Genomic DNA, 14,514 nt, shown 5'->3' with positions numbered 1-14,514 from the left:
CCAACATTTCAATGGAAACACAAATCCAATAGAACAGGAGGTACACCACCATACAACTTGACATCATTCATACCGGCGATTGCCTTGAAATCCTGAAAACTCTGCCCGATGACAGCGTTCATTGCTGTGTGACATCCCCGCCGTACTACGCGCTCCGCGATTACGGCATGGAAGCTCAGATCGGCAGAGAGACAACGCCGAAGGAATATATCTCGCGCCTGACGGAAGTGTTTACCGAAGTCAGGCGCGTTTTGCGTCCGGACGGTACGCTCTGGCTGAACATCTCGGACACCTACGCCGGAAAGGGCAATCAAGGCGATTTCATTGACCCGAAGAACCCCAACGGCAGAAATGGTCAGGCTGTGGCTCTCAACAACAAGGTTGAGGGCTGCAAGCCAAAGGACATGATCGGCATCCCGTGGATGCTGGCTTTTGCCCTCCGCGATACCGGTTGGTATCTGCGCAACGACATCATCTGGATGAAGGATAACCCCATGCCGGAGAGCGTCAAAGACAGATGCGCCCGCTGCTATGAGCATATTTTCCTGTTCTCAAAGTCCAAAAAGTATTTCTTTGACTACAAGGCGATCTCCGAGCCGATTGCCCCTGCAACGGCGGAACGCCTCAAGCGCGGCATGAAGGGCGGCAACAAATACGGAAAACCCGTTCCCGGTCAGTCTCAGCCGCAGTCCATCAACCGCCCCCGTGAGCATGGCGAGATCAAGGACGCAGACATCAATCCGCTTCGCAATAAGCGCGACGTCTGGAAGATCAACACCGTTCCCTTCAAGGGCGGTCACTATGCCGCCTACCCTCCGAAGCTGGTTGAAACCTGTCTTCTCGCCGGTTGTCCCGAAGGCGGTATTGTGCTTGATCCCTTCATGGGGAGCGGCACAACCGGCATGGTTGCCTCACAGATGGGGCGTCATTTCGTCGGCATCGAGCTGAATCCGGCGTACACCGAGCTTGCCTACAAGCGGATTGGAGGTGAAATCTGATGTCCAAGGAACCGGAACTCAAAGCCCGCGACATGGTAGTCATGCGGATGACACGGGAGGGCGCGGCCGAGGAAAACCTGACGGCTGGCACCGAGCAGCGCGTGTCAAATCGGCTGGAAGATGCAGAGCTGATCAAGCCCGCTGAGACAGCCGAGCCTTCTGAGACTCTTTCTGCGGAGGAACAGAAAAAGGTGCAGATGCGCCGTCAACAGCGTCAGTTTCAGGCGGAACACGCCGAGGATAACGACACACAGCCGCCATCGGAAACGTCCGTCACAGAAGAGAAAAGGGCAGAAAATCCACCCCAGAATGTACCTGAACCGCTGCCCTCGTCAGAAACGCCGTTCAAGCCTCCTGCTTTGGAGCAGCACGGCGTTTCTTCTCATACCGGCACGGTGATTGCCGAAACGGTTGTCACGCACAAGCTGCGCAAGACCTCTGCGGTTGAAGCAGTAGATGCAGATGCCGTTCTCTCCCAAGCGGCGGAGACTTCCTCTTCAAAGCCGGTCTCGGACGATGCCGTCCCGCCCACGAAGCGGATGCAGAAGCTCGAAAGGATGTCCGAGAAGGCGCATGAGCGTCTGGATGCCGCCCGCGAGAAGCTGCCCACGCACAAGGTTCTCAAGAAAGAGCGTGTCTTTGATGAAGAGACCGGAAAGGGCAAAACCCGCCTTCATTTTGAGGATGAGCTGAAAAAGCCCAAGAGCAAAGGCAAGCTGCAATTTGAGGCAGATAAAACCGTCCGCAAGGTCGGTGACACCCTTGCTTCCGGCATTCACGGCAAAATCCATGAGGTCGAGCAGGAAAACTCGGCGGTTGAGGCGGCGCATAAAACAGAGATTGCCGCTGAGACCGCTGCGAGGCATTTCCGTCATCATCGGGAAAGCAGCGTCAACAAGCCTTATGAGAAGGTTTCCAAGCTGGAACACAAGGCGGATGTAGCTGACGCCAAGCTCCAATATGAGAGAAATCAGCAGGAGCATCCTGAGATGAAGAAGCAGAACATGAACAAGCACTACCAGAAGCAGAACATCAAGAAGGAATATGCCGCTGCACGGAATGCCGGTTCTCAGACTGCCGGGACTGCCACGAAGAATACCGGCAAGAAGCTCGGCGAAAAGGTGTCCGACAAGCTCAAGGAGTTCTTTGAGAATAACAAGAAGGTCTTCATCTGGATCGGCGTCGGAGTTGCCCTTCTCGTTTTGCTCGGTGCCGGTATCAGCTCGTGTTCGATGCTCACCTCTACCGGTTCGTCGGTTATCGCTTCCTCCTATCTCAGCGAGGATGATGCGATGCTGGGCGCGGAGGCGCAGTATTGCCAAATGGAGCAAGAGCTGCAACGCTATCTCGACACCTACGAAAGCACTCACAACTATGATGAATACCACTTCGATCTGGACGATATTGAGCATGACCCGTATGTGCTGATCTCCATTCTCTCGGCTCTCCACGAGGGCGAGTTCACGCTGGATGAGGTGCAGGGTACGCTCCAAATGCTGTTTGAAAAGCAGTACATCCTCACCGAAGAGGTTATCGTCGAAACCAGATACCGCACGGAGACCGACACATGGACGGACGCAGACGGCAACACGCACACGGAAACCTATCGCGTCCCGTATGACTACTACATCTGCAACGTGAAGCTCGAAAACTTCAATCTCTCCCATGTCCCGGTCTACATCATGTCTCAGGAACAGCTTTCCATGTACGCAACGTATATGTCGGTGCTGGGCAACCGCGAGGATCTGTTCGGTGACTCACCCTATGTGGACAAGTACATCACCAATCCTCCCGCTGACTACGATGTCAACCCGGAATACCTGAACGACGAGAAGTTTGCAGCGCTGATTACCGAAGCGGAAAAGTATCTCGGCTATCCGTATGTGTGGGGCGGCTCCAATCCCGACACGTCCTTTGACTGCTCCGGCTTTGTCAGCTATGTTCTCACGAACAGCGGTCTTGTGAATACCGGACGGCTGGGCGCACAGGGGCTTTACAATGTCTGTACGCCGGTTTCAAAGGCGAATGCACAGCCCGGTGATCTCATCTTTTTTGTCGGAACGTATGACACCCCCGGCGTGTCTCACGTCGGCATTTACGTCGGTGATGGGGTCATGATCCACTGCGGCGATCCCATTCAGTACACATCCATCAACTCTTCCTACTGGCAGCAGCATTTCTACGCCTTCGGAAGACCCGCCTATTAAAAGAAAGGAGTTTTGCATGAATCCCAAGTATCAGAAAGTCCTCTCCGACATTGAGAAGGCTGAAAAGAAGAAGTCCGAAATCGAAGGACAGCTCAAGGAGCTGTACGACAAGAAGACGGAGCTGGAAAACCTTGAAATCATCAACACCGTGCGCTCTATGGTGATGGACAAGGATCAGATCATGGCGTTCCTGTCTTCCATGAAGGGCGGCACCAAGCCCGCTGAAAATACGGAGGTAATCGACAATGCGTAAGAAGTTTCGTTTTCTGACCGTCCTTGCGGTCTGCGTCATGGTTCTGTCCTGCTTCTCTGTCACGGCGTTTGCCTATGCCGATGACACCGATCAGAACCTTCCGGTCACAGAGGCAACCCAGCCGGAACAGCAGCCTGAGACTACTCCCGCGCCGGAAAAGTCGAAGGGTGAGCCGATTGACGATGAGGGCAATGCCTACACCCGCGACTTGCTCTATGACAAGGCAACCAACAAACAGTTCATCACTGTCCAGACGAAAAGCGGCAACACCTTCTTCATTGTCATCGACTACGATGCACCCATCAATGAGGACGAGGAACAGTATCAGACATACTTCCTCAACATGGTCGATGAAAGCGATCTGCTTGCGCTGCTGGATGATGATACTGCGGCGGCTCTGACTACCTGTAACTGCAAGGAAAAATGCGCTGCCGGTCAGGTCAACACCGACTGCCCGGTCTGCAAGACCAACATGAGCGAATGCACCGGCACAGCCCCCGCTACACCTGAGCCGGATAAGGATGCAGAAACCGATGCTCCCGCCCCTAAACCCGAAAAGAAGTCCAACGTCGGCATGATCCTCGTCATCTTTGCCCTTGCCGGTGCTGCGGGTGCAGCTTATTACTACATCAAGTTCGTCAAGGGCAGAAAGCCCAAGGATGAGGATATGGACTTCTTTGATGATGAAGGCTACGAGGAAGAGCCGTACATCAACGAGGATGAAGAGCCGCAGATCGCGGAGGATGCTGAAACGGAAGGTGATGAAGATTGATCTTAGTCATTGCTGAAAAGCCCAGCGTCGCCCAGTCCATCGCAAAGGTGTTGGGCGCGACGTCCCGCAAGGACGGCTACATGGAGGGCGGCAATTACATCATTTCGTGGTGTTTCGGTCATTTGGTGGAGCTGGCAGACGCCAGCTCCTACGATGAGCGGTATGCCAAGTGGCGGTATGACGATCTGCCCATTGTTCCGGAAAGCTGGCTGTTTGAGGTCACGAAGGACAAAGCACAGCAGTTCAAGGTGCTGTCCGCTCTTATGAAGGACAAGCGCGTCACCGAGCTGGTCTGCGCAACCGATGCAGGGCGCGAGGGTGAGCTGATCTTCCGGCTGGTCTACAACAAAGCCGGATGCACCAAGCCCTTCAAGCGTCTGTGGATCAGCTCGTTGGAGGACTCCGCCATCCGCGAAGGCTTCAACCATCTCCGGGACGGCAAGGAATATGACCGTCTCTATGAAGCGGCACTCAGCCGCTCGAAGGCAGACTGGATTGTCGGCATCAACGGCACCCGCCTTTTCACCACGCTCTATCATAAGAAGCTGGTGGTCGGGCGCGTCCAGACGCCGACCCTTGCAATGCTGGTGGAGCGTGACGGGAAAATCTCAACCTTCCAGAAGGAGAAGTATTTCAACGTCCACGTCGGCAAGGGTGATCTGACCGCCGATCTGGAAAAGGTCAAAACCGAAGAGGAAGCAAAAAGAATTGCGGCGGCTTGCGAGAAAAAGCAAGCCGTCGTTTCTTCTCTCAAGCGGGAGACGAAAACCGTCAATCCTCCGAAGCTCTATGATCTGACTACCTTGCAGCGCGAGGCTAACCGCTACTACGGCTTCACCGCCCAGCAGACGCTCGATCTCGTACAAACACTCTACGAAAAGAAGCTCCTGACCTATCCGCGCACGGACAGCCAGTTTATTACGGATGATATGGAGGACACCGCCCGTCAGGTCATTTCTATCATCTGCCGCCAGCTTCCGCTTTTCTCCGGCGTTTCAATCACTCCGGACATTGCCCGCGTAACCGACAACAGTAAGGTCACAGATCACCACGCCATTCTCCCGACCGTCCAGCTTGAAAAGCAGGATGTTTCCGTTCTCCCTCAGTCAGAGCAGAAAATCCTCAATCTTGTCGGGATGCGCCTTCTATGTGCGACCGGCGAGAAGCACACCTACGCAGAAACGCAGATCTCGCTCTCCTGCGAGGGCTACGAGTTCAAAACCAAGGGCAAGACCGTCATTCAAAACGGCTGGAAAGCCATCGAAGAGCTGTTCAAGGCTTCCCTCAAGACGAAGGAAAAAGACGATCCCGTGAAGTCCCTGCCCGAAGTCCATGAGGGCGATGCTCTGGATGGTGTATCTGCCAGCGTCACCGAACACTTCACAACGCCTCCGAAGCAGTACACGGAAGACACGCTCCTGTCTGCAATGGAGACTGCCGGAAACGATCAGTTTGACGATGACACCGAGAAGAAAGGTCTCGGAACACCCGCGACCCGCGCCGGTATCATTGAAAAGCTGGTGAAATCCGGCTTTGCAGAGCGCAAAGGCAAATCCCTCATTCCCACAAAGGACGGCTGCAACCTCGTCTGTGTTCTGCCGGAACAGATCACGTCTCCCGCAATGACTGCGGAATGGGAAAACACGCTCATGGAGATTGAGCGCGGCAATGCGGATGCAGACGCCTTCCTCAGCGGCATTGTCCGGATGACCGGCGATCTCGTGAAAGCCTGCCCGTTTCTCTCCGATGCCGAAGCCCAGCGTTTCGGCACGGGGAAAGAGGAAATCGGCAAATGTCCCCGCTGCGGCTCTCCGGTCTACGTCGGCAAGGGCAATTTCTACTGCTCGAACAAGGAATGCTCCTTCTGCCTGTGGGAAGACAACAAGTTCTTTTCCAGCAAGAAAAAGAAGCTGACCAAGAGGATTGCAAAGGAGCTGCTGGACAAGGGCTGGTGCCGCGTGACCGGGCTTTACACGCCGAAGAAGCCTCAGCTCTACGATGCGGTGATCCGACTGGATGACAGCGGCGGCAAATACGTCAGCTTCAAGATGGAGTTTGACCGATGAGCCACCCAAAGTATGTTGCCTCTTGCAGTGGAGGCAAAGACAGCGTAGCGACGCTCCTGTTGGCGGCACAGCACAAGGAACCGCTGGACGAGGCGGTTTTCAGCGAGGTCATGTTCGACAAGGACACAAGCGGCGAAGTCCCGGAACACCGGGACTTCATCTATGATCGGCTCAAGCCCTTCTGCGAAAAGGAGCTGGGTATCAAGTTCACCATTCTCCATGCGGACAAGACCTACGATGATGTGTTCCATCACGTCATCACCCGCGGACCGCATAAGGGCGAGGTTCGCGGCTTCGCATGGGCTGGTATGTGCGCGGTCAATCGGGACTGCAAAATCCCGCCCGTCCGAAAGTACAATGCCGCGCTTTCTCCGGACACCGTGAGCTATGTCGGCATCGCGGAGGATGAACCCAAACGCCTTGCGCGTCTGGACGGCGTGAAGAAGGTCAGTCTGCTTGCCAAGTACGGCATGACCGAGGTTGACGCCTACAAGCTCTGTCAGGAACACGGGCTGCTTTCCCCAATCTACACTCACTGCCGGAGAAACGGCTGCTGGTTCTGTCCCAACGCAAGCGACGAAGAGCTGTTGCACATGATTACAAAACACCCGGAGCTGTTTGACCGGCTGATTGAATGGGAGAAGGAGGATAACATCTTTCATCGTCGGCTGACACGCAGAGAAACCCCGTCTGAGGTAAAGGCTCGTTTATTGAGCAAATCTCAGACGGGGGTTTCTTCTTCCCGAAACAAATCCGAAATGGAGGTTTGAAATGGCTGAAAACAAAAATGCACAGCAAGTCCGCGAAATTACGGACAAGCTGGAACAGGGCATCAAGGAGCTGTTTGAATCCGAGCGGTTCAAGGAATATCTCCGCACGATGTCCAAGTTCTACAACTATTCCTTCAACAACACGCTGCTCATTGCGATGCAGAAGCCGGAGGCAACCTATGTTGCCGGTTATACCTCGTGGCAGCGCAACTTTGACCGTCAGGTCATGAAGGGCGAAAAGGGCATCAAGATTCTTGCACCCGCACCGTACAAAGCACAGGAAGAGCGTGAGAAGATTGATCCTTTGACGCAAAAACCGGTAATCGGCGCAGATGGAAAGGCTGTCACGGAGACGGTCGAGGTTCTGCGTCCTGCCTTCAAGGTGGTAAGCGTCTTTGATGTTTCCCAGACGGACGGAAAGGAGCTTCCGGACATCATCGTCGATGAACTGAAAGGCACCGTCGAAAACTACGAGGCGTTCTTCGACGCGCTCAGGCAGGAATCTCCCGTCCCTATTTCCTTTGAGGACATTCCGGGCGGTGCAAAGGGATTCTTCTCGCCGGTTGAAAGCCGCATTGCCATTCAGGAAGGCATGAGTGAAATCCAGACGGTCAAAACCGCCATTCATGAGATCGCTCACGCAAAGCTCCACGCCGTTAATCCGGACGAGAAAACCGCCCCCGAAGACAAGAAGGATCGTCACACCAAGGAGGTTGAGGCAGAAAGCGTAGCCTACACTGTCTGTCAGCGGTACGGCATTGAAACCTCGGACTACTCCTTCGGTTATATCGCCGGTTGGTCTTCCGGCAAGGAAACCAAGGAGCTGAAAAGCTCTCTGGACACCATCCGCAAGACGGCGGCTGAAATGATTGAGGGCATTGACGCCAAGCTCAAGGTGCTGCTGGCAGAGAAAGCGCAGTCCGCAGAGAAGAAAGCCGAAGCTCCCGTAAAGGAAACCGTTCCGGAGGAAAAGCCGGAAGTCCCCATTTACCACGAGACGGCGAATTACGCCTATGAAGCCGGTGAGCTGGAGTCATATCGTGCTTCTCTCGCTGCAAACGTGGAATGCCGCCGTGCGATTGAAGCGGCGATCAGCTCCAACTACGGAGATAACCGGCTGGATGCGGATGCTGCCGTGAAAAGTGTCCTTGAGCAGTTCTCTCCGGAGCGTGTCCGGTATGTCCTCGCAAACACGATTCAGCAGAAAGACTTTGACGGGCGCATTCCCCAGCCCCTCAAGGAATGGGCGAAGAGCGTTGATGTCTGCCCGGAGAACGCCTCGCGCTTCCTTGTGGATAAACCCAATCCCGGACTGACCGCACTTTTCGTGGATGCGTTCCGTCAGCAGACCGAACCCCAGAAGGAAGCCACTTCTGAGAAAATAGCGGAAAGAGACCCGGAGGTCGTTGCATGGGAAAGCGATGAGATTACCTCTATTGAGGTAAAAACCGTGGAGGTCAAGTCTCCCGTTGCCTCCATGCCGGAGGAAGCAGCGCAAGCACCGAAGGCGCACCGCCTGACTGCCGAAGAGAAGGAAATCAAAGCCGCCGTCATGGACACGCTCAAGGGGCAGATTGCCTATAACAACGACGGAATGCGGGCGTCCTATCGCGCCTCCAATCATTCCTTCAATCTGCTGGCGCGGAACGGTGTCAGGATCGAGGGCAACACGGTCACGCAGAACGGTGAGCCGCTGTTCAAAATCCATCGCCGTCATGCGGCGCGGAAAACACAGGGCTGTTACCGTGAGCTGATGCCGACGCTGGAATACGTCAAGCAGGAGCTGAAGCAGGAAAAGCCCTCTATCCGCGATCAGCTCAGGACTGCCGCAAAACAGCAGCCGGAGAAGAAATCTCCGGTCAAATCCAAAACGCACGACATGGAGTTGTGAGAAAGGAGAAGCATGAAGAAATACACAGATGTTGACATCGTTGCGGAGCTGCAGAAGCTCGTGGACAGTCATGTAGACAGCTACAAGGAAGACTTCGACATCGACAAGCGCATCATCCGCCGCGCCGCCAAAAGCCAGAATCCCGAAGACAGGACGCTGATGTGGTTCTGCCGTCCGCATGGGACGCACTGCCTCAACGAAAATCAGGTCTTCATTCAGGGAACGCGGGATCACAACACCTTCCGTTTCTATGCGGAACAGACCTACGATGAGTGCGTTGCCCGCGTCATTGTCCCGAAAGCCGTTAAGCGCGGCAAGGTGTTCGGGGATGTCTTTGAGATCAACTACCGGGAACAGGCGGCAAATGTGGCGCAGAACTCGGTTGCGCCGGACCATGACCGGCTGACCTTCGCAGACGGCTTTGTACTGGAAGCCCCCTGCCGCAGCAGCTTCGATGAGGCAATGGCTTTGGTTAGTGAGCATGGCGGCGTACAAGCCCACCGGACGCTCCCGAAGGATGCTGAGGCTCTGGCAGAAGTGTTGACCAAACAGAAAAGCCACCGCGACAGACTGCCGGAGGCAGAAAGGACAGAGGCGCTTTCACCTCTGCCCGTTGCAGAACTCCGCAAATATGAGGCAGTCAAAAAGGCTCATCCGGACGCGCTGGTCTGCTTTGCTCAGAACGGCTATTTTGAGCTGTACGGCAAGGACGCAAAGAAAGCCGCGCCACTTCTCGGCACAAAACTCCTTGAAAAGAAGGTGCGCGGCAAGCCATCCATGCCGGTGACTGGCTTCCGTGAAGCTGCGTGGGTAGCTGCATCAAAGAAGCTCTGGCAGTCCGGCGCGGATGTCTTTCTCAGCAAGGACGGCGAGACCTTCAAGGAACTCAAAGCCGCAGATTACATTCCTGTCGGCGCGACACTGAATGTGGACGGAATCAGGTGCAGAATCGACGCGGTTGATTTTGCCGCTGATGAGGTCCGGCTGACCAACATTGAGGACAAGAACCGCCCCATCCGCTTTTCTGAGAGCATCCAGTATGTCCGCTCCTATGTGGAGGATGCCGGAACTGCTATCTACGACACCATCTCCAAGAAACCCGCTGCCCGTGAATCCATCCGTGACAAGCTGAAATCCGCGCAGAAAGCCCAGCTGTCCCACACACCGAAGCCGCAGAAAAACAAAGGAAAGGATATGGAACTCTGATATGAAGAATTTTACCGTGGAAGAAATCAACCTGATGTGCTGCTTCAATACGTCCAGCCGGAAGCGGCTGATCGACGATATGAAGGGCGTCACCCTGAACGACATGGACGGCGAGATCGCAGAGCTGATGTATAAGACCATCCGGAAGCTCGAAGCCATGACGGACACGGAGTTTGAGGAACTGTATGTCATGCCGGACGGCATGGTGGATGACTGAAAGGAGGATGCCTATGCCCGTATTAGACGGTAATTTTGAAGCCTTCGTCACAAACCTCGGCAAGTACAACGAGGGTATGCTGGTCGGTGAGTGGGTGAAGCTCCCCACCACCGAAGAAGAGATGCAGAAGGTCTTTGAGCGCATCGGGATCGGCAAGCAGGATGAGTTCGGTCAGCCCTACGAAGAGTGGTTTATCACCGACTACGAATGCCCGATCTATGGCGTTCAGAAGATGCTTGGCGAGTACGAGAGCCTTGATAAGCTCAACTACCTTGCCGCTTTGATTGACGAGCTTTCCCTGAGCGATCAGGAAAAGCTCGTTGCTATTATGGAGGCTGGCTGCGATGAGGTCAGCGACATCGACGATCTCATCAACCTGACGTTCAATCTGGACTGCTACGACATCATGCCCGGTATCAACGACGAATCCGATCTCGGCTACTATTACGCCCACGAAGCCGGTATCTACTCTGAAAAGGATCTCGGACCTCTGGCAAATTACATCGACTATGAACGCTATGGGCGCGACATTGCGATGGATGAGCAGGGACGTTTCACCGATGAGGGCTATGTCCGCGTTGCAAGCGAGAGGTGGGACAGGCAGTTTGACGGGGAGCTTGATGATATTCCCGACGAATACCGGATCACCGGCTCAGGGGAAGCCGCCGAGCGTGACAGCACCATTGCCGTTCTCATCGTTGAGCCGGGTAAGGAGCCTTATGTGAAGGAGATTGACTCCGGTCTGGAGTCCTTGCAGCATGAGGTCGGCGGCTGCATCGAGGCGATTTACCCCTACGAAGACCCGGTTGCCTTAGTCTGTAATGAGGAAGGCAAGCTGGAAGGTCTGCCCCTGAACCGCGCTCTGCGTGATGAGGACGGTGACATCTACGACGTTGTTGCCGGAACATTCATGGTAGTTGGCTTGACGGATGACAGCTTCGGTTCTCTGACCGTAGAGCAGATGCAGAAGTTCTCTGACCATTTCAAAGTCCCTGAGCAGTTTGCAAAGCTGGGCGATAAGATTGTTGCGATCCCCATGATCTCGAAGGAACAGCAGAAGCAGGAGAGCATTGAGCAGAAGGACTTTGAGATGAACGCCGATACCTCCGGTCTGACGGTTGCTGGTCACATCGGGACGTGGCACACCATTGACCAGCACGAGGTCGGCGGTCACAGCTTTTACCTGATGGAGCATGACGCCTACGGCGATGAGGCGGCTTGCATCATCGTCGATGAGCGCGGCAAGCTCGTCCTTGATGATGTCTACAACGGCTTCGACGATGACACGCTCCGCCTTCTCGACCTTGAGGTCAAGGAAGTGCCGGAAATGCCCGATTCCGCGCTCTCCGTTCAGGATATGAAGGACTACGGCTACGCATGGGCTGGCGTTCTTCCCGTCGGTCAGGAGGCGGCTGAGAAGGCTTTGGAGAAGGGCTGCGAGGTTTACCGCCTCTATTCCGATAACACCGAGGGCTTGTGCGTGGATGCCAAGGAGATTGCCGATCATGCGGCAAAGGGCGGAATGCTCGGTATCAGCAAAGAGAGCTGGATGGCAGCTCTTGAGAAGGAAAACTATCTCAAGGCAGCGGAGATGTCGATGGAGGATGACTACGGCATGATTGATGGGATCATCAACAACGGTCCGAAGGAAGACAAGACCCTTGATGTCAAAGCCCCCGAAACCGGCGAAAAGTCCTCCATCATGGACAGACTCAAGTCCGCAAAGGCTGAAAAGCAGAAGGAATGCTGCCCTCCCAAAAAACACAAAGGAGAGATTGAGCTGTGAGCAGAAGTCAGAAGTGGCGGCAGGAGTGGTCGTTCTTCATCGGGGACAGCGGACGCCGGAAGTATAACCGCTTCTGCGTCCGCTGCGTCCATAGCTGCAAGCAGAGTTTCCGTGCGGATCTCATCGCCTGTCCGCACTTCTCCCGCAAGGCATCGAGGTGTAGACAGTTAGGGGTCGAAAAAGCCTGTGATTGCAAGCCTCAGAGCGACACAAATTGACCAGCCTAAGTGATTGTACTCCCTGCGCAGTTTCTTCTTTAGCGCGGAAATAAGTGTCGATTTCGGCACTTGTTTGAATGCCCGGAAAACGAATCAAGAGCCTCTGTCGATGCCCGTTTCGGGTGTCGGCAGAGGCTCTTTTTTTATGGCATATTCAAAATAGCGGACAGCAGCTCTTGAACCTGTTGCCGGTATTCCGGCTTTATATCCGAAATACGTCTGGCAAGCGCAAGGGCTTCCACTTCTGGCTCGTCAGTCCCAAAGATAATTCGGTCCGCACTGACGCCGAGCAAACGGCAAAGGCGCTGCAAGGCTTCAAGAGAGATACCGGAAGCACCACGCTCAATAGCACTCAGGTGATTCGGCGTCATGCCAAGCATTTCTGAGAGCGTATCCTGCGTATAGCCCGCCTGTTCTCTTGCCACTTGAATATTGCCGCCGATTTCAATATTGATGTCCTTCTTCTCTCGCATAGCCTCACCACCTTTGCATTTAGTGTACCTAACGGCGGTGTCATTATCCACGGTACGTTGTCGTTGATTTTACTAACGACAATGCGTTGACTGTCCGTGATGAGGGTGATAGAATGGAGTTACCTACCAAAAGAGTGAAAGAAGGGGTGTCATGTTGCGCATTATTGAGTTTAGAAAGTCTGCTCAAAAAGCTGCAAAGCAATCCGTTCAAGGCAAGACTTGTGCGTTTACCGGTCACAGACCGCAGAGTCTTCCGTTCGGCTTTGATGAATCTGATAAGCGTTGTGCTTCTTTGAAGTCTGTTATGCGGGATCAGATTGTAGCACTCATCGAGGACAAGGGCGTCACGCATTTTATTACCGGCATGGCTCTTGGCGTCGATATGTATGCTGCGGAAATTGTACTCGATTTGAAATCAAAATACCCTCACATTACTCTGGAAAGCGCAATCCCTTGTGAGACACAAGCGATCAAATGGTCTGTGGCTTCACGGGAACGGTATTACAATATCGCGGCAAAGTGTGACAAGGAGACCATGCTGCAACGGGAGTACACGCCGGACTGCATGGACAAGAGAAATCGGTACATGGTAGATCATGCCGATTATATTCTCGCAGTATGGAATGGATGCCCCAGCGGAACCGGAAATACCGTGAGGTATGCCCACAAAATGAGCAAGTCCATCATCGTCATCAATCCGGCTTCCCTTGAAGTCACGCAGGAATAAGGCAAAAATCCCCCTTCTAAATCAAGCGTTGTGAAAACCGTGAAGTATTTCCCGATAGCGAATACACATTGCACCGTTCAGTGATTATTGGAAACGTGTACAGCGTATGCTGCCCAGTGAACATCTCCACGGAACACATCGAATTTTCACGGCTTCGCAAAACGGAAAGTGTCACCTTATGAACAGTACCTTGCCGAGGGAAAAATAAATCGCTGGAAACGGGAACGCCCCCGGCACTGTGCGTCTGGCACAGTGTCGGGGGCGTTTTTCCGTGTGTTAGTTATGAGCCAGTTCATTTAGGAGCTGCTTTCGATAGTCCACATCCAAGACGCAGCGATGAAAGTCCATCAGACGGTGTTCGTCGAACAGCTTTTCACAGAGCTTGGTCAGCGGATGATTCATCAGCTTTGCAGAAATCCCGATCTCGTTGAAAAACCTTGCCCAAGATAGCCAAAGGACTTGCCAATGCCCACGCCAGCTTCAATCGCAAAATGCAGATCGTTTATGAGGGCGTCCACAATCTCAAAAGACATATCCTGCTGCCCCTCACGCATTTCCAATCCATGCTGCGGGGCTTCATCCCAAAAGAAGGTGCTGACTTGCTCACTCATGGAGTACAGCTCTGCTTTTCTGCGCTTTTTCCGTTCCTCCGATGTATTGAATCCAAAATAAAATCTATTGTCCATTCTCGCTGCGTTCGTTCCACGAATCATTTTGTGTTTCTTTTTTGGTTGTATTGGACACATCCGGCTGCTTTTTATATGCAACGCAGATTCCGAGCAATTCATAAAAAGCCACACATAAAAAAATTGCCAGTATAACAAGAAGGATTTTACATATTTTATACTTTTTCATTGTACATCACCTGATTCCTTTTTAATTCATACTTATACAATACAAAGTCAATCTCAATTTAACCTCAACAAGGTT

Annotated in this window: 13 protein-coding genes and 1 pseudogene; 11 read left to right on the top strand and 3 right to left on the bottom strand. The window is 53.6% G+C overall.

Annotated elements, in window-relative coordinates; translation table 11 throughout:
• Positions 1 to 50: 50 nt before the first annotated feature.
• Genes HMPREF1135_RS05755 through HMPREF1135_RS05710 form a run of 10 tightly spaced genes read left to right on the top strand, consistent with a single transcriptional unit; the run spans position 51 to position 12,166 of the window.
• Entirely contained in the window at positions 51 to 998 is a 948-nt protein-coding gene (locus HMPREF1135_RS05755; RefSeq protein ID WP_034242952.1) for a DNA-methyltransferase, read from the top strand.
• Positions 998 to 3,205 carry a C40 family peptidase gene (locus tag HMPREF1135_RS05750; RefSeq protein WP_007593016.1) on the top strand — a complete coding sequence of 736 codons (2,208 nt, stop codon included), beginning with the start codon at positions 998 to 1,000 and terminating at the stop codon, positions 3,203 to 3,205. Before HMPREF1135_RS05755 ends, HMPREF1135_RS05750 begins: the two co-directional genes overlap by 1 nt.
• Positions 3,206 to 3,221: 16 nt before the next feature.
• Positions 3,222 to 3,458 carry a DUF4315 family protein gene (locus tag HMPREF1135_RS05745; RefSeq protein WP_006573549.1) on the top strand — a complete coding sequence of 79 codons (237 nt, stop codon included), beginning with the start codon at positions 3,222 to 3,224 and terminating at the stop codon, positions 3,456 to 3,458.
• On the top strand, positions 3,451 to 4,230 hold the full coding sequence (locus HMPREF1135_RS05740; protein WP_007593007.1) for a DUF4366 domain-containing protein: 780 nt from the start codon (positions 3,451 to 3,453) through the stop codon (positions 4,228 to 4,230). Before HMPREF1135_RS05745 ends, HMPREF1135_RS05740 begins: the two co-directional genes overlap by 8 nt.
• On the top strand, positions 4,227 to 6,296 hold the full coding sequence (locus HMPREF1135_RS05735; protein WP_007593005.1) for a DNA topoisomerase 3: 2,070 nt from the start codon (positions 4,227 to 4,229) through the stop codon (positions 6,294 to 6,296). The genes HMPREF1135_RS05740 and HMPREF1135_RS05735 overlap by 4 nt, the downstream gene beginning before the upstream one ends.
• Positions 6,293 to 7,066 (top strand): hypothetical protein, encoded by a 774-nt coding sequence (locus HMPREF1135_RS05730; protein WP_007593003.1) that lies wholly within the window; start codon positions 6,293 to 6,295, stop codon positions 7,064 to 7,066. The genes HMPREF1135_RS05735 and HMPREF1135_RS05730 overlap by 4 nt, the downstream gene beginning before the upstream one ends.
• A gap of 1 nt (position 7,067) precedes the next feature.
• Positions 7,068 to 8,957 carry a DUF3849 domain-containing protein gene (locus HMPREF1135_RS05725; protein WP_007593002.1) on the top strand — a complete coding sequence of 630 codons (1,890 nt, stop codon included), beginning with the start codon at positions 7,068 to 7,070 and terminating at the stop codon, positions 8,955 to 8,957.
• Positions 8,958 to 8,969: 12 nt separating this feature from the next.
• Entirely contained in the window at positions 8,970 to 10,163 is a 1,194-nt protein-coding gene (locus HMPREF1135_RS05720; RefSeq protein WP_007592999.1) for a MutS domain I, read from the top strand.
• Position 10,164: 1 nt separating this feature from the next.
• Positions 10,165 to 10,380, top strand: a complete 216-nt coding sequence (locus HMPREF1135_RS05715; protein ID WP_007592997.1) for a transposon-transfer assisting family protein — start codon at positions 10,165 to 10,167, stop codon at positions 10,378 to 10,380.
• Between the two features lie 13 nt (positions 10,381 to 10,393).
• Positions 10,394 to 12,166, top strand: a complete 1,773-nt coding sequence (locus HMPREF1135_RS05710; protein WP_007592995.1) for an antirestriction protein ArdA — start codon at positions 10,394 to 10,396, stop codon at positions 12,164 to 12,166.
• A 361-nt stretch (positions 12,167 to 12,527) separates the two neighbouring features.
• Here the strand turns inward: HMPREF1135_RS05710 and HMPREF1135_RS05705 are convergent, their stop codons facing one another.
• The gene (locus HMPREF1135_RS05705; protein WP_007592993.1) at positions 12,528 to 12,857 is read right to left on the bottom strand and encodes a helix-turn-helix domain-containing protein; all 330 of its coding nucleotides are present in this window, start codon (positions 12,855 to 12,857) and stop codon (positions 12,528 to 12,530) included.
• A gap of 151 nt (positions 12,858 to 13,008) precedes the next feature.
• Here HMPREF1135_RS05705 and HMPREF1135_RS05700 point away from each other — a divergent pair, with 151 nt between their 5' ends.
• Positions 13,009 to 13,584 carry an SLOG family protein gene (locus tag HMPREF1135_RS05700; RefSeq protein ID WP_007592991.1) on the top strand — a complete coding sequence of 192 codons (576 nt, stop codon included), beginning with the start codon at positions 13,009 to 13,011 and terminating at the stop codon, positions 13,582 to 13,584.
• 401 nt (positions 13,585 to 13,985) lie between these two features.
• On the opposite strand, the gene HMPREF1135_RS05695 is transcribed toward HMPREF1135_RS05700, so the two are convergent.
• Entirely contained in the window at positions 13,986 to 14,270 is a 285-nt protein-coding gene (locus tag HMPREF1135_RS05695; RefSeq protein WP_034242948.1) for a hypothetical protein, read from the bottom strand.
• Positions 14,269 to 14,439: pseudogene (locus tag HMPREF1135_RS05690) on the bottom strand (phospholipase D family protein); the annotation flags it as partial. The pseudogene HMPREF1135_RS05690 and the gene HMPREF1135_RS05695, both read right to left, overlap by 2 nt.
• Positions 14,440 to 14,514 lie beyond the last annotated feature (75 nt).

It is taken from the genome of Lachnoanaerobaculum sp. OBRC5-5 (assembly GCF_000296385.1).
Classification (GTDB): domain Bacteria; phylum Bacillota; class Clostridia; order Lachnospirales; family Lachnospiraceae; genus Lachnoanaerobaculum.
The sequence above is the reverse complement of the archived record's forward strand: the minus strand, read 5'-3'. Positions and strand labels throughout refer to the sequence as shown.